The organism is Mesorhizobium erdmanii (assembly GCF_013170725.1).
GTDB lineage: Bacteria > Pseudomonadota > Alphaproteobacteria > Rhizobiales > Rhizobiaceae > Mesorhizobium > Mesorhizobium erdmanii.
Window position 1 is genome coordinate 2,991,648 of the sequence record NZ_CP033361.1, and the last position, 21,493, is coordinate 3,013,140.

At 64.6% G+C, this 21,493-nt stretch carries 20 protein-coding genes; 9 read left to right on the top strand and 11 right to left on the bottom strand.

Annotation, left to right across the window (positions count from 1 at the left end; translation table 11 throughout):
* Positions 1 to 16 precede the first annotated feature (16 nt).
* Positions 17 to 1,144: a bifunctional DNA-binding transcriptional regulator/O6-methylguanine-DNA methyltransferase Ada gene (gene ada / locus EB233_RS14500; protein WP_064989392.1), complete on the bottom strand. Its 1,128-nt coding sequence runs from the start codon at positions 1,142 to 1,144 to the stop codon at positions 17 to 19.
* Positions 1,145 to 1,230: 86 nt separating this feature from the next.
* Between ada and EB233_RS14505 the strand changes: the two genes are divergently transcribed.
* Positions 1,231 to 1,452, top strand: coding sequence for a helix-turn-helix domain-containing protein (locus tag EB233_RS14505; RefSeq protein ID WP_064989297.1), 222 nt, complete (start codon positions 1,231 to 1,233; stop codon positions 1,450 to 1,452).
* A 66-nt stretch (positions 1,453 to 1,518) separates the two neighbouring features.
* Here the strand turns inward: EB233_RS14505 and EB233_RS14510 are convergent, their stop codons facing one another.
* The gene (locus EB233_RS14510; protein ID WP_064989296.1) at positions 1,519 to 2,211 is read right to left on the bottom strand and encodes a winged helix-turn-helix transcriptional regulator; all 693 of its coding nucleotides are present in this window, start codon (positions 2,209 to 2,211) and stop codon (positions 1,519 to 1,521) included.
* Positions 2,212 to 2,493: 282 nt separating this feature from the next.
* Here EB233_RS14510 and EB233_RS14515 point away from each other — a divergent pair, with 282 nt between their 5' ends.
* Together EB233_RS14515 and EB233_RS14520 are read left to right on the top strand one after the other, a co-directional pair.
* On the top strand, positions 2,494 to 2,820 hold the full coding sequence (locus tag EB233_RS14515) for a DUF1330 domain-containing protein (RefSeq protein WP_027052440.1): 327 nt from the start codon (positions 2,494 to 2,496) through the stop codon (positions 2,818 to 2,820).
* A gap of 121 nt (positions 2,821 to 2,941) precedes the next feature.
* Positions 2,942 to 3,478, top strand: coding sequence for a hypothetical protein (locus EB233_RS14520; RefSeq protein WP_418001063.1), 537 nt, complete (start codon positions 2,942 to 2,944; stop codon positions 3,476 to 3,478).
* A 77-nt stretch (positions 3,479 to 3,555) separates the two neighbouring features.
* On the opposite strand, the gene EB233_RS14525 is transcribed toward EB233_RS14520, so the two are convergent.
* Both EB233_RS14525 and EB233_RS14530 read right to left on the bottom strand, forming a co-directional pair.
* Positions 3,556 to 4,626, bottom strand: a complete 1,071-nt coding sequence (locus tag EB233_RS14525) for a phosphatase PAP2 family protein (RefSeq protein ID WP_064989295.1) — start codon at positions 4,624 to 4,626, stop codon at positions 3,556 to 3,558.
* Between the two features lie 273 nt (positions 4,627 to 4,899).
* Positions 4,900 to 5,349, bottom strand: coding sequence for an ester cyclase (locus EB233_RS14530; protein WP_064989294.1), 450 nt, complete (start codon positions 5,347 to 5,349; stop codon positions 4,900 to 4,902).
* A 214-nt stretch (positions 5,350 to 5,563) separates the two neighbouring features.
* On the opposite strand from EB233_RS14530, the gene EB233_RS14535 reads away from it, so the two are divergent.
* Entirely contained in the window at positions 5,564 to 7,654 is a 2,091-nt protein-coding gene (locus EB233_RS14535; protein ID WP_064989293.1) for an EAL domain-containing protein, read from the top strand.
* Between the two features lie 48 nt (positions 7,655 to 7,702).
* Here EB233_RS14535 and EB233_RS14540 read toward each other — a convergent pair whose 3' ends face one another.
* Positions 7,703 to 7,897, bottom strand: a complete 195-nt coding sequence (locus EB233_RS14540; RefSeq protein ID WP_064989292.1) for a hypothetical protein — start codon at positions 7,895 to 7,897, stop codon at positions 7,703 to 7,705.
* Positions 7,898 to 8,308: 411 nt separating this feature from the next.
* Between EB233_RS14540 and EB233_RS14545 the strand changes: the two genes are divergently transcribed.
* On the top strand, positions 8,309 to 9,070 hold the full coding sequence (locus EB233_RS14545; RefSeq protein ID WP_064989291.1) for a 3-keto-5-aminohexanoate cleavage protein: 762 nt from the start codon (positions 8,309 to 8,311) through the stop codon (positions 9,068 to 9,070).
* Between the two features lie 72 nt (positions 9,071 to 9,142).
* Here EB233_RS14545 and EB233_RS14550 read toward each other — a convergent pair whose 3' ends face one another.
* A complete protein-coding gene (locus EB233_RS14550) occupies positions 9,143 to 10,651 on the bottom strand; it encodes an AMP-binding protein (RefSeq protein ID WP_064989290.1) in 1,509 nt (502 codons plus the stop codon).
* A gap of 53 nt (positions 10,652 to 10,704) precedes the next feature.
* Positions 10,705 to 11,520 carry a p-hydroxycinnamoyl CoA hydratase/lyase gene (locus tag EB233_RS14555; RefSeq protein WP_064989289.1) on the bottom strand — a complete coding sequence of 272 codons (816 nt, stop codon included), beginning with the start codon at positions 11,518 to 11,520 and terminating at the stop codon, positions 10,705 to 10,707.
* A gap of 126 nt (positions 11,521 to 11,646) precedes the next feature.
* Between EB233_RS14555 and EB233_RS14560 the strand changes: the two genes are divergently transcribed.
* Both EB233_RS14560 and EB233_RS14565 read left to right on the top strand, forming a co-directional pair.
* Positions 11,647 to 12,120 carry a MarR family winged helix-turn-helix transcriptional regulator gene (locus tag EB233_RS14560; protein WP_064989288.1) on the top strand — a complete coding sequence of 158 codons (474 nt, stop codon included), beginning with the start codon at positions 11,647 to 11,649 and terminating at the stop codon, positions 12,118 to 12,120.
* 136 nt (positions 12,121 to 12,256) lie between these two features.
* Positions 12,257 to 12,820 carry a cytochrome b gene (locus tag EB233_RS14565; protein WP_064989287.1) on the top strand — a complete coding sequence of 188 codons (564 nt, stop codon included), beginning with the start codon at positions 12,257 to 12,259 and terminating at the stop codon, positions 12,818 to 12,820.
* A 19-nt stretch (positions 12,821 to 12,839) separates the two neighbouring features.
* Here EB233_RS14565 and EB233_RS14570 read toward each other — a convergent pair whose 3' ends face one another.
* Together EB233_RS14570 and EB233_RS14575 are read right to left on the bottom strand one after the other, a co-directional pair.
* Positions 12,840 to 13,970, bottom strand: coding sequence for an NAD(P)/FAD-dependent oxidoreductase (locus EB233_RS14570; RefSeq protein ID WP_064989286.1), 1,131 nt, complete (start codon positions 13,968 to 13,970; stop codon positions 12,840 to 12,842).
* 134 nt (positions 13,971 to 14,104) lie between these two features.
* A complete protein-coding gene (locus EB233_RS14575) occupies positions 14,105 to 15,019 on the bottom strand; it encodes a LysR substrate-binding domain-containing protein (protein ID WP_064989285.1) in 915 nt (304 codons plus the stop codon).
* Between the two features lie 121 nt (positions 15,020 to 15,140).
* Between EB233_RS14575 and EB233_RS14580 the strand changes: the two genes are divergently transcribed.
* Positions 15,141 to 15,845 (top strand): SDR family oxidoreductase, encoded by a 705-nt coding sequence (locus EB233_RS14580; RefSeq protein WP_064989284.1) that lies wholly within the window; start codon positions 15,141 to 15,143, stop codon positions 15,843 to 15,845.
* A gap of 22 nt (positions 15,846 to 15,867) precedes the next feature.
* Here the strand turns inward: EB233_RS14580 and EB233_RS14585 are convergent, their stop codons facing one another.
* Positions 15,868 to 18,303, bottom strand: coding sequence for a putative bifunctional diguanylate cyclase/phosphodiesterase (locus EB233_RS14585; RefSeq protein WP_244277659.1), 2,436 nt, complete (start codon positions 18,301 to 18,303; stop codon positions 15,868 to 15,870).
* Positions 18,304 to 18,465: 162 nt separating this feature from the next.
* Positions 18,466 to 19,734 carry a cytochrome-c peroxidase gene (locus EB233_RS14590; protein ID WP_081294043.1) on the bottom strand — a complete coding sequence of 423 codons (1,269 nt, stop codon included), beginning with the start codon at positions 19,732 to 19,734 and terminating at the stop codon, positions 18,466 to 18,468.
* Between the two features lie 211 nt (positions 19,735 to 19,945).
* Here EB233_RS14590 and EB233_RS14595 point away from each other — a divergent pair, with 211 nt between their 5' ends.
* Complete coding sequence (locus EB233_RS14595; RefSeq protein WP_064989283.1) at positions 19,946 to 21,478, top strand: acid phosphatase; 1,533 nt, start codon at positions 19,946 to 19,948, stop codon at positions 21,476 to 21,478.
* Positions 21,479 to 21,493 lie beyond the last annotated feature (15 nt).

Here is a 21,493-nt window from a genome sequence, read left to right on the forward strand (position 1 = left end):
GCATCGCGGGTCCTCGTCAGGCCCGCGCGGACAGGTCGGTCCTGTCGGCGGCCTTCGCCGGCCCGCCCGCCTCGCGGTCGAGCAGCGCGCGCTTGCGCTCGGCGCCCCAGGCATAGCCGGAGAGCGCGCCATCCTTGCGGATCACGCGATGGCAGGGAATGGCCACGGCATGGCTGTTGGCGGCGCAGGCGGCGGCGATGGCGCGCGTTGCCTTGGGCGCGCCAATGCGCTGGGCGATCTCGGCATAGGAAACCGTGCCGCCAACCGGTATATCCCGCAAGGCCTGCCAGACGCGCTGCTGGAATGCGGTACCGCGCACGTCGAGCGGCAGGTCGAGACCGAGCCGCGGGGCCTCGACGAAGCCGACGACGCGGGCGACCAGCGCCTCGTAGTCGCGGTCGCCGCCGATCAGCCGTGCCTTGGGGAAACGGTCCTGCAGGTCGCGCACAAGCGCGTCCGGATCGTCGCCGAGCAGGATCGAGGCGACGCCCTTTCTGCTCGACGCGACCAGGATGGCGCCAAGCGAGGACTGGCCGACGGCGAAGCGTATGTCCTCGTTGGCGCCGCCGGCGCGGTAGCGCGTCGGCGTCATGCCGAGCATGCCGGTGGACTTCTCGTAGAAGCGCCCGCTCGAATTGAAGCCGGCATCGTAGATCGCCGCCGTCACGCTGGCGCCGTCTTCGAGGCCTTGGCGGACCCGGGCGGCGCGGTGCGCGGCGGCATAATCCTTCGGCGTCAGCCCGGTGATCGCCTTGAAGACGCGGTGGAAATAGCCGGCGCTGCGGCCGGCGGCGTGCGCCAGCCCGGCGAGCGAGGGCTCTTCCTCGCTCTGCTCGATCCTGCGGCAGGCGTCAGCCACCATCGCCGCATTGCCGGCGTCCAGCGAGGGACCATCCGGGTTGCAGCGCCGGCAGGCGCGAAAGCCGGTGGCCTTCGCCTGGGCCAGCGTGTCGTGCAACTGGACATTGGCGGGGTTGGCCCGCCGCGACGGGCAGGAGGGTCTGCAATAGACGCCGGTCGTCGCCACCGAATACCAGAGTTGCCCGTCCGCCGATTTGTCGCGCGCGACGATGCGCGCCCAGCGCGGGTCGTCGGCGACGGGCAACGGCGTGGATTTCAGATCTCTGGCCAGGGTGATGAACATGGCCGCATTGAAGCCGCCGAAAGCCGGCCCCGCCACCCGTTTCCTGCCAACAAGGAATATGACAAGATTGATCCGGAGAAGGTGTGATGGAAAACATTCGACCCCTTAAGACCGAAGCCGATTACGATTGGGCAATCGCCGAGATCACCAGATACTTCGAGAATGAGCCGGAGGTCGGCTCTCTAGATGGTGACCGCTTCGATGTTCTCGCGACCCTTGTCGAGGCTTATGAGAACAAGCACTACCTGATTGAAGCATCCGATCCTGTGGACGGGGCGCATTCAGCCGGGTTCAGAGACACGCTATAAGCCCTTGTTTTTGTGGCATATCGCCCCAAAGCGATGTGCGTTCCGGGGCGGCATGAACCGGCTCTCCTACGCCGCGCGCTTGGGTTCCACCGCGAACGGGCTGAGGCCGAGCCAGGTCTGCATCTTCTTGCCGATGGCCTGGTCGCCGGTCAGGGCAACTTTCGCACCAGCCTTTTCGACCGTAAGCACTCCCATCCAGATCGCCGTCATCGTGTGCAGGTCGGTCGAGACGTACAGGTCGACATCGAAGCCCGGATCGTACCAGCACAGATCGACCTCGCCGTGCTTCTCGACGATCAGCCACCAAGACCGTTTGGATGCCGGCAGGTCCTGATACAGAAATTGGATCACGGTGCGTCCCTCTGGCAGCGGCGAGGGGTTCAGATTGCGCCGCATGTCCCACATCAGCAACGACGGATCGAGATTTTTGAGCGACAGCCGGGACTCGACCCATTTCTGCCCCCAGAAACCCATCGCCTCGACCACCGGGCGTAAATCCCGGCCGGCTTCCGTCAGCCGATATTCGAAAATCCCCTTCTCGCCCTGGACCTCCTTGCGCTCGACGATTCCCGCCAGCTCGAGCTCCTTCAGCCGTTGCGACAGAAGGGTCGGCGACATTTTGGGCACACCGCGGCGCAAGTCGTTGAACCGGGTCGAGCCCGCCACCAGTTCGCGCATCAGCACCATCGTCCAGCGGGTGCACAGAACCTCGGCGGCCATCGATAGCGGGCAGAACTGCTTGTATCCATGCTGGGCCATGTCTGGTGTTCCTCGCTCGAAGTCGAGCCGAACATTAGGCCTTCATGAATGAAGCGGCCAGTACGGAAACTGTACCACCCTAAAGCGCGTCGCTCTGGAACGGATTCAGGCGACGCGCTTTTAAGTCTTTGTTTTGATGCATGTCGCTGTCCCAGAACCGCTGCACATTTCTGGGCGACATGCACTGGTACAGATCGCGGACTGGTTGGCGAGGGTCCTGCCATGCGAGCCCTTTGGCCGGTTGCACGGGATACCCCTGTGCGCCGCAACCAGGAGACGACCATGACTGCTTACCTAATTGCCGACATCAAGATGAAGGACCCGAAATGGGTGCCGGAATACGCCGCCTCGGTGCACGACATCGTTCACAAGCATGGCGGCAAATATCTGTCGCGCAGCGGCAATGTGAAGACGCTCGAGGGCAAGCCGCTCGATACCACGCTGATCGCCCTGATGGCGTTCCCGTCGGAAGCGGCGGCGCGCGCCTTCACCAACGATCCGGCCTATGCGCCTTTCGTTTCGGCGCGTCAGGATGGCAGCGACAGCCGCTTCCAGCTGATCGACGACACCGATCTGGCCGGAACGATCTCGTATCTGCCGAAGGGATGATCCTTCCCGGCAGTCGTCACATCGATTTCGGGATCTCCAAGCAACAACGGTCACAGCGCTTGCCTGCCGCGCCTCCGTATTTTCGGCGGCCGGCCAGCTGTGCCTTTTCAAGAAGAATGGAATGACGATGACATCAATCTTTCGCAACAGGCTGCTCATGGCGGCGGCCGTGCTGGCCGTCTGCGCCCCCTTCGCACAGGCGCATCAACAAGCGGCTGAAGCCGCGTCCGGCTCCAGTCCGCTGGCCGATAAGGTGCGGGCCGCAAACAGCCGGTTCCTGGACGCCAAGGCGGCGGTAGCCGAGGGCTATGCGCCGATTCCCTGCGCCAGCGGCATCACCGGCGGTGCCATGGGCATCCACTACGTCAACAGCCAGTATCTCAAGGATGACAAGATCGACATCGCCCGCCCCGAAGCGGTGATGTACGAGCCGATGGCCGACGGCAAGCTGCAACTCGTGGCGGTCGAATACATCACCTCGAAGGGACCGGCATCGCTCGACGGACAGCTGTTCAACTTCAACAGCGCGCCCAATCGCTATGGCCTGGGCGAATTCTACGAACTCCACGTCTGGGCCTGGAAGGGCAACCCGGCCGGCACTTTCGCCGACATGAACCCGAAAGTGTCTTGCGAGCATGCGATGGCGCCGAGCCAGTAGCGGCCAAGGCCAGGTGGCGCCAATGCCGCCTGGCCGAAAGGCAGTGGGGTGGTTTGCCGGGCCTCAGCCAGACGCGATCATCGCGTTGCCGGCTCGGGCAACGGCAGTCCGATCCCGGCGGTGTCCCGGCTCGCTTGCGGCAGGACGAAACGCCCGGTCAGGTACCAGAGCACGGATACGACCAGGATCGACAGGTAGCCATCCACCGCATAGTGCCAGCCGGTGTAGACCGAGCCGAACAGGATAAGTGCCGCGAAGGACCAGCCGGCGACGGCCCAGCGGCGGCCGAAACCGCTCAGGAAGAACGCGTTGAGCGTGACGAAGGCGACATGCATGCTTGGCATGGCCGAGATGCCGCCACCGAGTTCCGGGCGGCCGCTTGCGTAGACCGTCAGCAGATAGCTGGCATAGGTATGGACCGGCGCGGCATAGCCGTTCCGCGTGAGCGCGGTCTGCAATGCGGCAAACCGGTCGCCGCCGTAGAACTGGTCATAAAATAGCGGCCCCGTGGAGGACAGCGCCATCGCCAGAACGCTACCGCAGAGGATCGTGGTCAATGTGATCGCCCACAGATAACGCAAACGCCCCGCCGGGTTGTTCCAGAAGGCGACGAAAAGCAAAGTGCCGAACCATTGCACGTGCCAGCCATATCCGTAGCCGATGAAGATGACGGCCGAGATGGGTTCTGGCACGATGCTGTGCGCCCATGTCCAGGGATCGGTGCCATGCAGCCTAAGATCAAGCTCCGCCAGCATGCGGTCGGCATAGTATGGGACGACCTCCGGTATGGTGATCTTGAAGGTGGTGAAGGCGGTGATGCCGAGAAAGAACAGGAGGATCACCGGTGCGGCGCCCAACCAGCGCTGCCTGAGCATGTCGAGCATGAATCGCGTCGGGCTATGTCTGGCGAATGTCAATGCCATTAGGCCGAGGCCGGCGGCAAGAAGCGCGGGCAGGAAGAAGGCGAATGGCTGGGCGTAGGATTGGGCCAGGTGCAGATAGCGGCTTGGCTGCAGGTAAAGCGCGGCCAGGGCATAGGCCAGGCACAGGGCGGTCAGCAGCCAGCCGCTCCTCGTCGCGGCGATGTCCAGGTCAAAAATGGCAAGCGAACGGCGTTCGCCGTCGCGCTGACCGGTGTGCGCACGCATTGAAAAAACCCGCCAAAAAGCCCAATGCCTTATCAAGGGCATTTTCGCTCGTTAAGTATTAATATTGAGTTCCGCTCTGGAAATGACCATAACTGCAAATATTATACATCTATAATTCTTCTTTTTCCATCAAGGATTTGTTGACGAAGATGTCGGCGTCAAATGCATGAGTATTCATGAGAGCGGAGCCGTTTGCGAACATCCCGAAAAGTTGCCGAGCTTCGGCCGCGGTCGAAGCAGGGCCATCGCCAGGCCGGCGATGGCCCTGTAAAATCAGGCAGCCTTGATCAGGCCGAGCTGGGTCAGTGCCGCGATGCCGTCGTCGAGACCGATCTCCTCGACGATCCTGCCGTCGATCACCTTGAGCACCGTGGTGCCGGTGAAGCGCATGGCGCGGCCGGTGGCGGCGGGCAGCGAACCGGCTAGGAAATCGCCGAAAGCCGGGCCGGTATGCGTGCCGCCGCCCTCCCACTGGCCGACGACATAGTCGCCCTCGGCGATGAGATCGGCTGTGGCCCAGAAGTTGAGGTCCGGGAAGGCGGCACGGAAATCGGTCATGAAGGCCTTGATGTCGTCGCGGCCCCGGCGCGGCTCGTGCAGGGAATATTTGAGCAGCATGTCGGGCGCGGCGATGGCGTCGACGACGGACAGGTCGCAGGTTTCACCCCAGAAGTCGGTGAACCATCTGACGACGACGGCCTTGTTGTCTTGCTGTTTGGTCATTGGCAGGGTCCTTTGTGCTTGGCTGGTCATCGGTGTGACCCGGGCCAGCACTAGGACGATCGGCGCCGCGCAAAACTCCGGTTCTTGCCGGCCAATCGAAAGACGGCGGCTGCGGGGAAGAAGGCAGGGATGCAACCTTTGACGCGTTCCGGTAACTGTTTCTTCTCTGGTTTTGCCGCAGATTGCCCGGCGGGTGGGCAGGCGAAAACAGACTATGGCGCGTCAGGGCAAGAAAAGTCGCAATGGAGCGTTCTGGGCCAAGGCCCTGGAGCGAGCCCATCTTGGTGTCTGGGACTGGGATCTTCGCACAGGCGACTGCTTCTATTCGGCGACCTGGGCGCGAATGCTGGGCTACGAGGAAGATGAGCTCGCCAACACCAGCGATCTGTGGTTGCGACTCACCCATCCCGACGACCGAGAGCGGGCACTGGCCAGTGGCGACCGGCACATTGCCGGGCTGACCGATACCATCGAGACAGAACTGCGGCTGAAGCACAAAGAGGGTCACTGGGTGTGGGTGCTCGACCGCGGCGGCATCGTCGAGCGCGGCGCTGATGGACAGCCGCTGCGGCTGATGGGCGTGCAGACCGACATCTCGAAGCAGAAGGCCGCCGAAGCCGCGCTCGAACAGGTCAATGTGCGCTTCCGCCTGGCGTTGGCGGCGAGCGGCACCGGCATCTGGCATTACGACATCGCCACCAACAAAAGCTATTGGGACGCCCGCACCAGGGACATGTTCGGCCTCATCGCGGATACCGACGAAGTGCCGGGCGACCTCTGGCACAGCTTTCTGCATCCCGACGACAAGGAAGCCACCGAGCGCGCCCACCGGCCGTCACCCGGCTCGGATGCGGTTACCGCCTGGCAATACCGCATCATCAAGCGCGACGGCGAGATCCGCCATGTCGAATCGCTGGTGCGCTTCGTCGCCGCCGCCGGCGCCGCCGGCCAGGTCCTTGGCACGGTGCGCGATATCACCGAGGACAAGCTGCGCGAACAGGAGCTTGCCTTCGCCGCCCGCCACGACGCGCTGACCGGCCTGTGGAACCGCGCCGCCTTCGACAGGCTGCTGGCCGACCATATCGCCAGCGGCGTGCCGCTGGCGGTGTTCTATGTCGATCTCGACTACTTCAAGGCGCTCAACGACTTCGCCGGCCACGCCGCCGGCGATCTGGCGCTGAAGAGCGTGGCGGCGGGCATCGGCCGCTGCCTGCCGCCATCGGGGCATGCGGCGCGGCTCGGCGGCGACGAGTTTGCCCTGCTGGTGCCCCATTGCGACGCGGCGCAGGCCGAACTGCTGGCCGGCGCCATACTGGCGGCCGTGCGCGGTGCCGATCTCGGTGTTGCCGCGACCTCGCGGCGGCTCGCGGCGAGCATCGGCATCGCCATCGTCAGCGACCGGACAACCACGGTGGCCGACGCGCTGGCCTGTGCCGACGACGCCTGCTACGCGGCCAAGGCCGCTGGGCGCGACCGTTTCGCGGTGTTTTCGGCCGAAGCGAATTCCGGCGGCCTCAACGCGGCGCGGCTCGCCGCCGACACGGTCGACGCCATGGAGGACGGCCGGCTGAAGCTGTTCGGCCAGGAAATCCACAGGCTGGGCAAGCCCTGGCAGGAAAGCCGCCATGTCGAGGTGTTGGCGCGGCTTGCCGGACGCAGCGGCAAGCTCATCCCGCCCAGCGAATTCATCCCGGCGGCGGAACGCTTCGGCATTGCCGCCAGGCTCGACCGCTGGATCATCCGCACGGCGCTCTCGCTGCATGGCGCGGCGATGAAGTCCGGCGCGATCACGCTCGGCTTCAACCTGTCGGCGCAGACGCTGAGCGATCCGGGGCTGTGGGACTTCGTCGACAGCATCATCGAGCAAACCGGGGTGCCGCATTCCGGCATCGGCTTCGAAATCACTGAAACCGCCGCCGTCACCAATTTCGACGCCGCCGAGACGTTCGTGCGCAAAGCGCGCGAGCGGCGCTGCAAAGTCAGCCTCGACGATTTCGGCGCCGGCATGAGCTCGTTCGAATATCTCAGGCGTTTTCCGGTCGATGCCATCAAGATCGACGGCTCCTTCATCGAGCACATCGCCGAGAGCCGCTTCGACCGCGAGATCGTGCTGGCCATCACCAGTATCGCCCGCAGTCTTGGCTGCGACGTGGTGGGCGAGAAGATCGAGCGGCAGGACACGTTGGCCATGCTCGACGATATGGGGGTCGCCTTCGGCCAGGGTTTTCTGCTGCACCGGCCCGAGCCGCTGGAGCGGATTGTCGCGCGTGCGGGCGAGGTGGCGACGGCCCGCAAGGCATCGTGATCGGTAGAGTTTCGGGTGAGGCGGACCTCACCCGAAACTCTACAGGTCTCAATAGATTTGCCGCATCGTCTGGTGCGGAAAATCCACGACGCCGGCCTCGGGCCGCCTGTGCTGTGCTTCCGCCACCATCTCGATCAAGAGGTCGAGGGCCTCGCATGTCGAGCGGCTCGTCTCGTCATTGCCGCGCAGATAGTCGTAGGCGCGTTCGAGATGGATGCGGGCTGCTGAAAAATCGCTGGTCAATGGTACCCTCCATGATCCCGCCCTAATGTCTTTTGCCCCGCCGGGCGGAATGCCGGGTAAATATCCACAGGCGGTTTTTATTTAAATGCCGGGGATCGCGACCAGGAAAGGCGCGACCGGGACGCTGCCTATCTCCCCCCAAGTGGGGGAGATGCCCGGCAGGGCAGAGGGGGGCGTGACAGATCGCTGACCTTTCCGATACTCAACTTCATCAACCGCTGCCGAACCCGAAGCAGGTTGAAATTTGGCTGGTCGGCGGGACAGCGCCCCCCTCTGTCCTGCCGGACATCTCCCCCACTAGGGGGAGATTAGCAGCGTCCTGGCCGCGCTGTCAGGAGTGACGTCTGCCGAGACTTTGCCATGTATTGCGGGGCGGCTAGACTGCCACCTCCCTTGTCCGAGGTGACATCCATGATTGTCCAGGCCTGCATCAACGGCGCGCGTCCGCGTGATTTCCACCCGAAGCTGCCGCTGACGGCACAGGCCATGGCCGGCGACGCCGCGGCCTGCGTTGCCGCCGGTGCGGCCGAACTGCATATCCATCCGCGCGGTGCCGACGGGCGCGAAAGCCTGGCCGCCGTCGACGCGACGGTGCTTGCCGTGCGCCAGGCGTGCCCGGGCACGCTGATCGGTGTGTCGACGGGCGCCTGGATCGAGAACGATGTGACCCGCACCCGCGCGGCGATAGCCGGCTGGCGCGAGCTGCCCGACTACGCATCGGTCAATCTGTCGGAGGCCGACGCACCCGCCGTGATGGATCTGTTGCGCCGGCGCGGCGTCGGCATCGAGGCCGGACTTGCGACGATGCAAGATGCCGAGCGCTTCGTCGCCCTTGCCGATCATGGCCAGGTGCTGCGCATCCTGATCGAGATCGACATCCAGGATTTGTCAGCCGCGCTCGACGAGGCGCACGGCATCGCCGCTGTGCTCAAGCGCGCCGAAGCGCGGCGACCGATCCTGCTGCACGGCGTCGACGCCACCGTCTGGCCCTTCGTCGAGCTCGCGCACCAGAAACGCTGGTCGACGCGCGTCGGGCTGGAAGACGGCAAGACGCTGGCCGATGGAACCGTGGCAAAGGACAATGCCGAGATCGTCGCGGCGGCCGTGGCGATCTTTCGCTCGCTGCCGGCTAAAGCGCGTCGCGTCGAAACGGATTCATGCGGCGCGCTTTAGGCCTTTGTTTTTATGCATGTCGTTCTCCCAGAACCGAGGTCACGTCTGGGCGACATGCATTAGCTGGATGGTTCAGTCCCGACCGCCGCCTGTCCAGCCGCGAAGGATGTGTTTCTGGATCTTGCCGGAGCCGGTGCGCGGCAGCGCATCGGCGGACACGAACTCCTTCGGTACCTTGTAGCGGGCGATGCGGGCACCGCAGTGGCTTGCCAGACCGGCCTGATCGAGAATGCGGCCAGGCTTCATTACGACAAAAGCGCGCCCAACTTCGCCCCAGCGCGCGTCGGCGACGCCGATCACGGCTGCTTCGGCGATGTCGGGATGATCGAGCAGCACCATTTCGATCTCGACCGGAAAAACATTCTCGCCGCCGGAGATGAACATGTCCTTGCGGCGATCGACGAGGGTGACGAAGCCGTCTTCGTCCTGCCGCGCGATGTCGCCGGTGCGGAACCAGCCATCGGTAGTGAAGGCATGCTCGGTTTCTTCCGGCCGGTTCCAGTAGCCTGAGGTGATCGAGGGGCCGGACAGCCATATCTCGCCCGGCTCGCCGATGGCGACGTCGCGGCCATCGTCGTCGACGATGCGCAGGCCGATCGTCGGCGCGGCAAGGCCGGCGGAACCCGCCTTGCCGGCGATCCGGTCGGCCTCGACCGGCATGCCGAGCACCGTGCCTGCCTCCGTCATGCCGAAACCGTCGGCCATGCGGATGCCTTGCGCCAGCCACCATTTGATATCAGCGGCCGGGTTGGGGGCGCCGCCGGTGAAGATGGCGGTGAGCGAGGCCCAGCGCGCCGGCGCGAAATCCGGATGGTCGCGCAGCATCCTGGCCATTTGCGGCACGCAGAAATAGTGGGTGACGCCAAGTGCTTGATCGGCGAGGCGACGATTGGTGGCGCCGGCATCGAAGCCGGGCGAGATCAGCACCGTACCGCCCTGGAGCAGCGGCGGACGCAGATTGGTGATGAGGCCGATGACATGGAACATCGGCGCGTCGCAGAGGAAGACGCTGGCATTGCCGACCCGTCCGAGCACGCCGAAATTGACCGCCGTGGCCAATGCATTGCGTTCAGTGACGATGACGCCTTTTGGCCGGCCCGATGTGCCGGACGTATAGAGGATGATCGACGGCGCATCGCTGGCCGGCAAGGGACGGCGCGGCGCCGGCGCCCGCGCCGCGACCGCTTTAGCGAAGGCGCCGACTTCGATTGCTTTGCAGTCCTTGGGCAGCACCGTCTCGAGGGCGGTGTCGTGCACCAGCAGCGCCGGATCGCAATCGGCAAGGATCACCTTCTGCTCCGCGCTTGCGAGCCGCCAGTTGACCGGCACGAAAATGGCGCCGAGCCGCATTGCGGCCTGCTGCAGGATCAGGAGATCGGCGCTGTTGCGGGCAAGCGCGGCGATCCGCTGCCCCGGTTCGATGCCGTAGCCGGTTTCAAGCACCCCGACGGCGCGCTGGATGGCCTCGTCAAGCGCAGCGTAAGTCCAGCGCCTGCCGGATGCCAGGTCGACGCAGGCAACGCGATCCGGCTGCAGGCCTGCATGCAGGGCCACCGGATCCGATGTCGTGAAGGCCGGCATTCGCATCTCCTCCCAGATTGCGTCGGTGGTGGTCTATGGTGTCTTCCGGGGTGTCATCTGGCCTTGTCGTAGGCGCCGAGGCCGGGCTTGTAGCTCTTTTCGTCGATGAACTGGCGGATGCCTTCCTTGCGGCCCTGATTGTCGAATGAGTTTGCCGCCTCCTGTGCCCGCACCAGATAGTCCTCGGCATTGTCGTAGGTCATTTCGGCAACGCGGCGGATGGCGTCCTTGGTTGCCTTGAGCGCAATTGGGTTCTTCTTCAGCAAAATGTTCGCGACCTCGGTGACGCGCGCCTTGAGTTCGGCCAGCGGCAGGCTTTCATTGACCAGCTTCCAGGCGGCGGCCTTCCTGCCGTCGATGAGCTCGCCGGTCAGTGCGTGGTACATGGCGTCACGCATCGACAGGAGGTCTACCACCACCTTGGTAGCGCCGCCGCCGGGCAGGATGCCCCAGTTGATCTCGGACAGAGCGAATTGCGCCTCGTCGGCGGCAAAGGCGAGGTCGCAGGCGAAGAGCGGGCCATAGCCGCCGCCAAAGCACCATCCATTGACCATGGCGATGGTCGGCTTGCCGTACCAGCGCAGGCGTCGCCACCAGCCATAGGCTTCCGCTTGCGCCTTGCGGATGGCGCCAAGACCCTTGGCCTCGGTCTCGCGAAAATACTCCTTGAGGTCCATGCCCGCCGACCAGGCGCTGCCTTCGCCAGACAGCACCAGCACGCCGACATCGTCGCGGAATTCGAGCTCGTCGAGAACCTCCATCATGCGCCGGTTGAGCGCCGGGTTCATGCAGTTGCGCTTGTCCGGCCGGTTGAAGCGCACCCAGGCGATGCCGTTCTCGACGTCGAAGGCAACGGTTTCTTCGGTCATGGTCGGTATCCTCCCGCTCCCTATTGGCGTTGGTGAAATTTGCTATGGAGCATAGCTATCCTAATTGCTATGTTGCATAGTGTTTTTCGCTTGACAAGAGGGGGCATCGCGGCGATCGGTTGCAGCATGGATGATGCAGAGGTTCACGCCGGTACCGCCGCGCGAGGTGCGATGGCCGAGGACGCGCTCGACGCACAGATCGGCTACAATCTGAGGCGCGCCTCGACCTTCGCGCTCAACGATTTCGCGGTCGAGCTGGCCGATGCGGCGCTGCGCCCGGTCACCTACGGCATGCTGGCGCTGATCGACGAGCGGCCCGGCATCAGCGCGGCCGAGCTCGGCCGTCTGCTCGGCATGAAGAGCGCCAACATGGTGCCGCTGCTGGCCGAGCTTGAAGAGCGCGGGCTGGTCGAACGCGACGACCATGCGCAGGACAAGCGAGTGCGGGTGCTGACGCTGACGCGAGCCGCAAGCGAGGCCATGCCCGGGTGGCGGCGACAGGTGCGCCGGCACGAGGACCGGTTCCTGCATCGGCTGACGGAAAAGGAGCGGGCGACGCTGCTGCGCCTGCTGCGCCTGATCTGGACGGAGGAAGGGTAGGGGTTTCGTGCCGCAGGAAGCGCCGCCAGCGAAACCGACCGATATGCCCCGTAAAACTCATGTTACTTGAGGAACCAGGAAAATAGCCGCACGTTCACCCTCGCCAGGGTTTTCTCACCTCGACAGGAGTCTTCGCATGTCGCTTTCCGGCTCGACAACCCGTTTTGGGCGCCTTGCCCAGGCTCTCCATTGGCTGACTGCTTTGCTGGTGCTCGCCGCATTCCTGGTGTCCGCTGGCGGGCCGCCCGAACGCGTCTATTCCACGGCGAGGGCATCGACATTGCTGCTGCACGAGTCGCTTGGCTTCTCGGTTCTCTGTTTGTTGGTCATTCGCTTGGTCTGGCGCCTTTTCGACCGCATTCCCGACGCTCCAGCGATGCCTGGCTGGATGGAGCTTGCTTCGAAAGCAACGCATTGGGCGCTTTACGCGCTGCTGTTCGCGGTCCCTGCGACGGCCATTATAGGCGCCTTGTTCGACGGCCACCCGGTGACGATCTACGGCCTCGGAGCGATCGGTCCGTTTTCAGGCGCCTGGGGTGCGCCGCTGGCGGAAATCCATGGCACGCTCGGCGATATTATCATGTGGCTCGCCGGCCTGCATGCGGCCGCGGCCATCTTCCATCATGTCTTCCTACGTGATCGCGTGCTGAGCCAGATGGTACCGGGCCTGCCCGACCCATCGTCCGGGCAGGGCGGCTGAGCGGGCTAAGGCCTGAAATTCATGGCGTCGCCGGGACCAGGAAACGGTCGGGCGCCAGCGCCGCGGCGGTGACGCCGAGCGCGGTGACGTCCCGCGGCAAGGGCAGGCCGCGCATCAGCGCCGAGCTCAGCCTCGCGAGCGTCAGCGATACCTGGAAACCGTAGCCGCCCTGGCCGCCGAGCCAGAAGAAGCCGGGCAGGCGCGGATCGAAGCCGGCGACCGGTGTGCGGTCGGGCGAAAAGGTCCGCAGGCCCGCCCATGGCGTCGAAGGCCGGCCAATGCGCATCGACGTCGCCTGTTCGATGCGGTCGACGGCGATGGCGACGTCGATATCTTCCGGCCAGGCGTCACAAGGCTCGGAGTCCGTTTCGTCGGCGAGCGAGCCGATCAGCCGGCCGGCATCGGGTTTGAAATAGAACTGTTCGTGCAGGTCGACCACCAGCGGCCAACCGGATATGTCCATGCCGGCGGGCGGATCGAACAGGAAGGCAGTGCGGCGTTTCGGCCGGAAGCCGAGGCCGGCGAGCCCCGCCAGGCTGGCAACGACATCGACCCAGGCGCCAGCGGCGTTGACTACGATGTCGGCGTGATAGGGGCCGGCGCTCGTTTCCACCCGCAGGCCGTCGCCGTCGGGCGAGACGGCGCGAACCTCCTCGCCGGTGCGGATCAGGCCGCCGCTGGATTTCACCGCCGAAGCGCAGGACGCCAGCATCCTGGCCGTGTCGACATCCATCGCGTCCGGCTCATAGACGCCGCCGCAGGTGGCTTCGGTGGCGATGACCGGAACCAGCGCGTGAAGTTCAGCCGCCGACAGGCGGCGTACGCTCGGCACCAGCGCGTGCAATTCGCCGGCCAGCTTGTCGATCGCCGCATCGTCGCCGCGCCAGCCGACATGCAACGCGCCGCGCCGATGGGTGGCGAACCCGCCCTCAACGATGGCCTGCCGGCTGGCCAGCGTCAGGCCGCGCACCAGCCGGTTTCCGTAGGTCTCGGTGAACAAAGCGGCGGAGCGGCCGCTGGCGTGGTAGCCCAGATGCGGCTCGCGCTCGATGACGGTGACCGCTGCCCAGGCGCGCACGGCGGCGGCCAGCGACAGGCCGGCAATGCCGCCGCCGATGACAACGATTTTTGGGGAGAAGTTCGACTGCATCCGTTACTCGTAAAAATGATTTCGCATCCAGTCAAACCGCGCGGTCTTTCCCAATCGGCAGCCGCCCCTACAATGCCATGGCCCGCCCCAATCCTCGCCGAACTGCCTCATGATGCGCGTCGCAGGAATCCGTTTCAGGGCGAAGGGCTTTGGGCTGGCGGCGCTTCCCCCGCATCCAGCAGCCATTGCCGCACGGCCTGCGTCGGCTCGGGGTGGCGCTGTTTTCTCGGCATCACGACATGGAAATCCTGGGTGCCGCGCATCTCGCCACGGACCGGCTGGACCAACCGCCCGGCGGCAAGATCGGGTTCAACCAGAAAGCGGCTGGCCAGTGCGATGCCCTGGCCGGCGAGGGCCGCGTCAATGGCGAGCCCGGTCTGGTTGAAGCGCATGCGTTTGAGCTCGACCGTCATCTTCAGGCCGACGGCCTTTTCCATGAATTCCGGCCACAGATTGTGCGCGTCGTGGAGCAGGACGTGATGCTGGATGTCGGCAGCGGCGATTTCGGTCGTGCCGGCGGGCAGCAGGGCCGGGCTGCAGATGGCGATGATCTGCTGGGGAAACAACAGGTCGACGATGAGGCCGGCGCCGAAGGGCGGCCGACCTTGCCTGACCGCGATGTCGACGCCGTCGGCCTGGAAGCTCGACAGGCTTTCGCTTGCCAGCACGCGCAGGTCGACCAGCGGATTGCCGGCCATGAAATGCTGCAGCCTGGGGATCAGCCATTTGGTGGCAAAACTCGGCGTCACGCTGATCGTCAGCCGCGCCGGCTCGGGGCGCAGCAAAAGCGTCGCCTCTGAGATCAGGTCGAAGGCGCGGCGGATGTTGGGGACATAGGCGCGGCCTCCGTCAGTCAGTGCCAGGCCGCGCGGCAGGCGCTCGAACAGCTTGGTGCCGAGATGGGTCTCCAGGCCGCGAATGTGCTGGGCGACCGCCCCTTGGGTTACATTCAGTTCCTCGGCGGCGATGCGGAAGTTGAGATGGCGCGCCGAGGCCTCGAAGGCGCGTAGCGCATTCAACGGCGGCAGGCTGAGGAAGGCTTCGGGCATGCAGGAGTTTTTCTACAGGTTGATTTCAGCCATTCTGGTTCGAACCGGGCGGAGAAACCAGCTATATCACCGTTCAAATCCCGAAAACACCGCTCGCGGTGCCCGCTAAAAGGAGAACCCAATGAGTGTAGAAAAAGTGGCTGTCGTGGTGGCCGGTGGCAGTGGCATGGGGGCAGCGGCGGCGAAGCGCCTGGCGGCGGACGGCTTCAAGGTCGCCATCCTCTCTTCCTCCGGCAAGGGCGAGGCGCTGGCCAAGGAATTGGGCGGGCTGGGCGTCACCGGCTCCAACCAGTCGAACGACGATCTGCAGCGCCTCGCCGACCTGACGCTAGAGCGGTTTGGCCGCATGGACGTGCTGGTGAACAGCGGCGGCCACGGGCCGCGCGCGCCGATCCTCGAGATCACGGATGAGCAGTGGCACACCGGCATGGATGTCTACCTGCTCAACGTCGTCAGGCCGGTGCGCATCGTGGCGCCGCAAATGGTCAAGCAGAAGGGCGGCGCCATCATCAACATCTCGACGGCCTGGGTGGCCGAGCCGAACGCGATGTTCCCGACATCGGCGGTCTTTCGCGCCGGCCTTGCCGCCTACACCAAAATCTTCGCCAACACTTACGCCGCCGACAATGTCCGCATGAACAACGTGCTGCCCGGCTGGATCGACAGCCTGCCGGCCACCGAGGAGCGCCGCGACAACGTGCCGATGCAGCGCTATGGGACGAGCGAGGAGATCGCCGCGACGATTGCGTTCCTGGCGTCGGAAGGCGCCGGCTACATCACCGGGCAGAACATCCGCGTGGATGGGGGCGTTATACGGGCGCTGTGAGGCTGGCGAGGAGCCACCGGGCTTAAGCCGTCAAAGCCACTGGCTGTTCGAAAAGCGCATGAAGCTCGGAGACCGGCATTGGGCGTCCAAACAACCAGCCCTGCACATCCGTGCAGCCGTTCTCCCTGACCAGGCGATACTGGTCTTCGGTCTCGACGCCTTCGGCGGTCGTCGTCATGCCGAGCGTGGTGCCGAGTTCGGCGACGGCCTTGACGATCGCCCGGCTTTCGCTGCTCTCGCACATCAGGCTGACGAAGCTGCGGTCGATCTTGATGCGGTTGAACGGGAATGACCTGAGATAGCTCAGCGAGGAATAGCCGGTGCCGAAATCGTCCATGGCTATGGAGATGCCGAGGTCGCGCAGGCTGTGCAGCGTTCTCACCGTGTTTTCGTTGTTCGCCAGCAGCACCGACTCGGTGATCTCCAGTTCGAGCCGCGACGGCAGCAGGCCCGAAGCCGCGAGCGCCGAGGCAACCTGAAGCGATAGCCCCTGCTGCTTGAACTGGGCCGGCGAGAGATTGACCGCGACCTTGACGGGCACGGGCCATTTCGCGGCGTCGGCGCAGGCCCGCCGCATGATCCATTCGCCAAGCGCATCGATGACAGCCGTCTCCTCGGCCAACTGGATGAACTCCGAAGGCGCCAGCAGACCGAGCCGCGGATGGTTCCAACGCACCAGCGCTTCGAAGCCTGTGAGCTTCGAGGTCTTTGCATCGTGCAGCGGTTGATAGTGCAGAACGAATTGCTCTTTTGTCACGCCAAGAGTCAGTTCGGATTCCAGCAGGCGCCGCTCCTGCAGTCTTGCATCCATTCCCGGCTCGAACGACCTGCAGGTGCCACGCCCCTCCATCTTGGCCTTGTACAGAGCAAGGTCGGCATTGCGGATAAGGGTTTCCGAACGTTGCCCGTCGTCGGGGAAGACGGCGATACCGATGCTGCCGCCGATGTTGATCTTGTGGCCCTGGATGGAGAATTCGTCTGACAGGGCATGAATGACACGGCTTGCCAGCACGCCGGCCTCGTCGTTGCCGTCGAGCAGGAGCTGAAGGATGACGAACTCGTCCCCGCCTATTCGCGCCACCATGGCGGTTTCGCCGGCATGATGCTTCAACCGCTTCGCCACCGCCCCGAGAAGCTCGTCGCCGACCGGATGGCCAAGCGTGTCATTGACCGGCTTGAAACGGTCGAGATCGACGCAATGGACGGCCAGCTTCTCGCCGTGCCTGAGGCTTCTCAACGCCTCGTCCATGGTGTCCGCCAAGAGGCCCCGGTTGGGCAGGCCGGTGAGAATGTCATGCGTGGCAAGGTGCTGGATCTCGGCGGTGCGCTCCTCGACCCGCAGTTCCAACGTCGAGGCGGCATTCGCCTGCATCATCATCGCGCGTCCGATCGCATACCAGCAGGCCAGCGCCAGCAGCGTGACCACGGCGACCGCCGCATAGCCGGCTAGCTCGAATTCCCGCACGGACTGGGCGTCCATATTGGCGTCGAAGCGGCTGTTGGGAAAACCAGCCCAAAGACGCCATGCGCTTCTGGGATCGTTGAGCGAGAGCGGGATGACTTCGGAATAGATCAGGTTGGGGTCGGCGGCCGTGAAGGCACGGGAATCGGCCGCGAGCGAAGTCGACATCTTGTGCTGGTCGGATTCGAAGCCGTAGCCCGAATTGACGATGACGTAGTCGGTGCTCGGCAAGAGTTTGCGCAGCGCCGAGGTGAGCATGATCGCCGAGACCGAGCCGCGCAGGCTGCCGTCCTGGCCGAACACCGGGACCGAGAGGATGAAGCCGGAGCGATCCGCATCATTGCCGGTATGGATGAAATCGGTGTTGTCGCAGGTGATGAGCTCCTTGGTGCCGATGATCGGCAAGTTGAGCCCGTCGATGGCGCTTGAATTCGGATAGTTCGCCTTCAGCCAGGCAAGCTGCTTGGCCAGTTCATGGTATTCATAGGTTTCGACCTCTTCCGCGGGGCGGGTCAGCGCTTTGTCGTCGAGCTTCGCGTGCCTGGCGCCGCCGACGGCGTCGGATCTCGCTTTGGCATTCACGATCAGCTGATCGAACTGGAGGATCGGCTCCTCGAGCTTGCCTGTTTCGGCATCGAACCGGTCCGGGTCGAAATCCAGCGGCAGGAAGTAGACCTCGGAAATCGAGACGTTGTTGGCGAGGTTGTTGTAGATCTGCTGGATCGTCGCGCGGCCCTCGTCGCCAAGGTTCGTGCCATGCCGGTCGAGGTTGCGGACGCTTGGCAGGTAGCTCAGCGTGCGCACATTCTCGTAGATGGCCCGCAAGGCGTCTTCCACCGTTTTGGCTGTCGCCTTGGCCGCCGCCTGGGAGTTTTCGACATAGCGTTGCCTGGCCAGCGCGTAGTCGCGCTGGCTGTCGATGCGCAGCGCCACCAGCATCACCGCGCCGGTCAACAGGATCACCACAAATCCGGCCGCTCGCCTGAATGCGTTCATCGACATCCCATCCTCGAATGGCAAGGGATACCGTATGGCGGTTTAGGAAGCGCTAATGGGATAGGTCCTTCTTTACGATTAGCCATCGTTGCCGCGCATCAAATCCTGGAGATCGAGAACCCAATTTTTCGCGGGCGGGCAGACCAGGCCGGGCGAGGCGGTTCAGTTCGCTGGCGCCGCCTGCTGGTCGGCGTCGGTGAGCGTGCCGAGAAACGCGACGATATCGTCGATCTCCGCATCGTTCAGCGCCGGCTTATCGCCCGGTCTCTTGCCGTTAAAGGGCGGGTCTTGATTCAAGTTTCCCCAGTAAGCCTTTGGCAGATCGTCATATTGCCTGACCGAGCCGTCGGCGTTTTTGGGGTACCAATGGCCGGGGTCGGTATCGCGGCTGGCGTAGAAGGCGACGGCGTCGCGCAGTGTGTGGAAGGCGCCATTGTGGAAGAAGCTTTTGCGCAGCGCGACGTTGCGCAGCGTCGGCGTCTTGAACAGGCCGCAATACTCGCTCCGTCCCTTGAGGTCGGTGCGCAGCGGGCCGCACAGGCCGAGATCGGCATAGGCGGGATCGGCATTGGCCGGAATTGCCGCGTTGCGCGGCACGGCGATGGCGATCAGGCCGAAATCGGTGAATTGCGGTGGCTCGCCGTCATTGGCCGGTTCGCTGAGGTGGCAACTGGCGCAATTGCCTTTCGCTTCGTCCTCGAACAGCGCGCGGCCGCGCATTTCCTGCATTGAAAGGGTCGCCTTGCCGGCGAGGAAGGCATCGTAACGGCTGGAATAGGGATAGAAGTCGGCAGCGCTCTGCTCGAAGGTGCCAAGCGCCTCGGCGGCGGCGTCGAAGGCGTCACCGGCGTGGTCGAACACGTCGGCGCCGAAGGCCGCCTTGAAGTCGCCGGCATAGGCCGCCTTGCTCAGGGCTGACGTGACGGCGGCGGCGTCCCTGTTGGCCATCTCGAAGGGCGAGAGCAGGGGGATCTTTGCCTGGTCCTTGCCATGGTCGGCTCGGCCGTCCCAGGTCAGGCCGCCAGTCGGTCCGTTGTCGACGCTCTCGTCGCCCTCGTCCTCGGAATCGTAGAAATGCTCGGTGAAGGCGGGCGAGGCTTGCAGATAGCGCAGCGAGGGAACCGCGCGAAGGCCCGGCTGGTCGAGGTTCGGCCCGCCCATCTCGACCGGCGTCGCCGAAGCCGGGCCGAAGGCGTGGCGCGGGTCATGGCAGGACGAGCATGCCTGCTTTCCCGACGCCGACAGTCGCGGGTCGAAGAACATCTTTTTACCAAGCGCGGTCAGCGCTTCGGCGCGCGCGAAAGCCTCGGCGCGCGACAGCGGACCGGGGTGAACGCCATCAGGGCCCGCCGTGTTGGCGGGCGCGGCAAAGCCGACTGCCGCTATCGCGGCAATAGCGACCGTCCGGCTGTTCCATCGTGTCGCTGTCATGTCGCTGTCGTGTCGCTATAAAGGGCATGGTCCGCTTTGGCCCGGAAATAAGAAGGGAGTGCAACGGATTGATGACCGCTCCAGGCGCTCACGAAACCGTGTTCGCAGCGACAGGAAGTGTCACAAAGGTGACAAGGCGTCGACGTTAGTTGCATCTCATGGTTCGTCGTTCCCGCGCCCTCCAGCCACAGTCAAGCCACGAGGTTTTTCCATGACGAGGCTCAAGCTCCTCACGTCCTTCTGTCTGGCCGGTTCGGCCCTGGTTCCTTTCACGGCCCACGCCGCTCCTCCCGGCTACGACAAGATCGACACTCTCGTCGTCATCTATGCCGAGAACCGCAGCTTCGATAATCTCTATGGAGGCTTTCCCGGCGCCAACGGGCTGGCCAATGTCTCGGCCGACCAGGCACGCCAGCTCGACCGCGACGGCAAGCCGCTTTCAGAACTGCCGCCGGCCTGGGGCGGGCTGACCGGCAAGGGGGTGACGCCTGTCGTGACCGAGGCGCAGTCGGCGCATCTTGCCAATGCCAGCTTCGCCATCGACGACGCCAGCGGCTTCAACGAGAAGACATCCGTGGTCACCCGCGACCTGTGGCATCGCTTCTACCAGGAGCAGATGCAGATCGACGGCGGCAAGAACGACAAGTTCGCCGCCTGGGCCGATTCCGGCGGTCTCGTCATGGGCCATTATGACGGCTCCGGCCTGCCGATGTGGGCGGTGGCGAAGAAATACGTTCTGGCCGACAATTTCTTCCAGGGCGCCTTCGGCGGGTCCTTCCTCAACCATATCATGCTCGCCTGCGCCTGCGCGCCGGTCTATCCGCATGCCGACACCAGCCCGGTGAAAGGGCAGATCGCCGTCGTCGAGGCTGACGGCAAGACGCTGAAGGTCGCCGACAATTCGCCGGCCTCGGCACTTGGCGGCGTGCCGAAATTCGTCAATGACGGCGCCATCACGCCGGATTTCTACGCCGTCAACACCATGCAGCCGCCCTATCAGCCGAGCGCCAACAAGCCGGTCGAGGGCGGCGACAAGGCACTGGCCGATCCGGCGCAGCCCACCACACTGCCGCCGCAGCACGACATCACCATCGGCGACCTCCTGTCGCTGAAAGGGGTCGACTGGGCCTGGTATGCCGGCGCCTGGCAGGCGACGCTCGACGGCAAGAACGCGACGCCGGTACCGAACTTCCAGTTCCACCACCAGCCGTTCAACTATTTCGCCGCCTACGCGCCCGGCACTGCCGCGCGCACCGAACATCTCAGGGATGGCGGCCTGGACGGCACCGAGTTCATCAAGGCGATCGACGACGGCAAGCTGCCTTCTGTCAGCTTCTACAAGCCGCAGGGCAATCTCAACGAGCATGGCGGCTATACCGACGTGACATCGGGCGACCAACATCTGGCCGACCTCGTTTCGCATCTGGAGAAAAGCCCGCAATGGAGCCACATGCTGGTCGTCGTCACCTATGACGAGAATGGCGGCTTCTGGGACCATGTCGCGCCGCCCAGGGCGGATCGCTGGGGCCCCGGCAACCGCGTCCCGGCCTTCATCATCTCCCCCTATGCGAAGATGGGTACGGTCGACCACACGCAATACGACACGACGTCGATCCTGCGCTTCATCACCGCGCGCTACGATCTACCGGTGCTTTCAGGCATCGTCGCCCGCGACAAGGCGCTTGCCGGCAATGGCGAGCCGCCGATGGGCGACCTGAGCGCGGCGCTCGATTTGAGCCGGTAGAGCGGGGCGGCGCGG

Coding starts and splice junctions, on each gene's coding strand:
- ada (WP_064989392.1), bottom strand. CDS start 1,144: ATGTTCATCACCCTGGCCAGAGATCTGAAATCCACGCCGTTGCCCGTC.
- EB233_RS14505 (WP_064989297.1), top strand. CDS start 1,231: ATGGAAAACATTCGACCCCTTAAGACCGAAGCCGATTACGATTGGGCA.
- EB233_RS14510 (WP_064989296.1), bottom strand. CDS start 2,211: ATGGCCCAGCATGGATACAAGCAGTTCTGCCCGCTATCGATGGCCGCC.
- EB233_RS14515 (WP_027052440.1), top strand. CDS start 2,494: ATGACTGCTTACCTAATTGCCGACATCAAGATGAAGGACCCGAAATGG.
- EB233_RS14520 (WP_418001063.1), top strand. CDS start 2,942: ATGACGATGACATCAATCTTTCGCAACAGGCTGCTCATGGCGGCGGCC.
- EB233_RS14525 (WP_064989295.1), bottom strand. CDS start 4,626: ATGCGTGCGCACACCGGTCAGCGCGACGGCGAACGCCGTTCGCTTGCC.
- EB233_RS14530 (WP_064989294.1), bottom strand. CDS start 5,349: ATGACCAAACAGCAAGACAACAAGGCCGTCGTCGTCAGATGGTTCACC.
- EB233_RS14535 (WP_064989293.1), top strand. CDS start 5,564: ATGGCGCGTCAGGGCAAGAAAAGTCGCAATGGAGCGTTCTGGGCCAAG.
- EB233_RS14545 (WP_064989291.1), top strand. CDS start 8,309: ATGATTGTCCAGGCCTGCATCAACGGCGCGCGTCCGCGTGATTTCCAC.
- EB233_RS14550 (WP_064989290.1), bottom strand. CDS start 10,651: ATGCCGGCCTTCACGACATCGGATCCGGTGGCCCTGCATGCAGGCCTG.
- EB233_RS14555 (WP_064989289.1), bottom strand. CDS start 11,520: ATGACCGAAGAAACCGTTGCCTTCGACGTCGAGAACGGCATCGCCTGG.
- EB233_RS14560 (WP_064989288.1), top strand. CDS start 11,647: ATGGATGATGCAGAGGTTCACGCCGGTACCGCCGCGCGAGGTGCGATG.
- EB233_RS14565 (WP_064989287.1), top strand. CDS start 12,257: ATGTCGCTTTCCGGCTCGACAACCCGTTTTGGGCGCCTTGCCCAGGCT.
- EB233_RS14570 (WP_064989286.1), bottom strand. CDS start 13,970: ATGCAGTCGAACTTCTCCCCAAAAATCGTTGTCATCGGCGGCGGCATT.
- EB233_RS14575 (WP_064989285.1), bottom strand. CDS start 15,019: ATGCCCGAAGCCTTCCTCAGCCTGCCGCCGTTGAATGCGCTACGCGCC.
- EB233_RS14580 (WP_064989284.1), top strand. CDS start 15,141: ATGAGTGTAGAAAAAGTGGCTGTCGTGGTGGCCGGTGGCAGTGGCATG.
- EB233_RS14585 (WP_244277659.1), bottom strand. CDS start 18,303: ATGAACGCATTCAGGCGAGCGGCCGGATTTGTGGTGATCCTGTTGACC.
- EB233_RS14590 (WP_081294043.1), bottom strand. CDS start 19,734: ATGACAGCGACACGATGGAACAGCCGGACGGTCGCTATTGCCGCGATA.
- EB233_RS14595 (WP_064989283.1), top strand. CDS start 19,946: ATGACGAGGCTCAAGCTCCTCACGTCCTTCTGTCTGGCCGGTTCGGCC.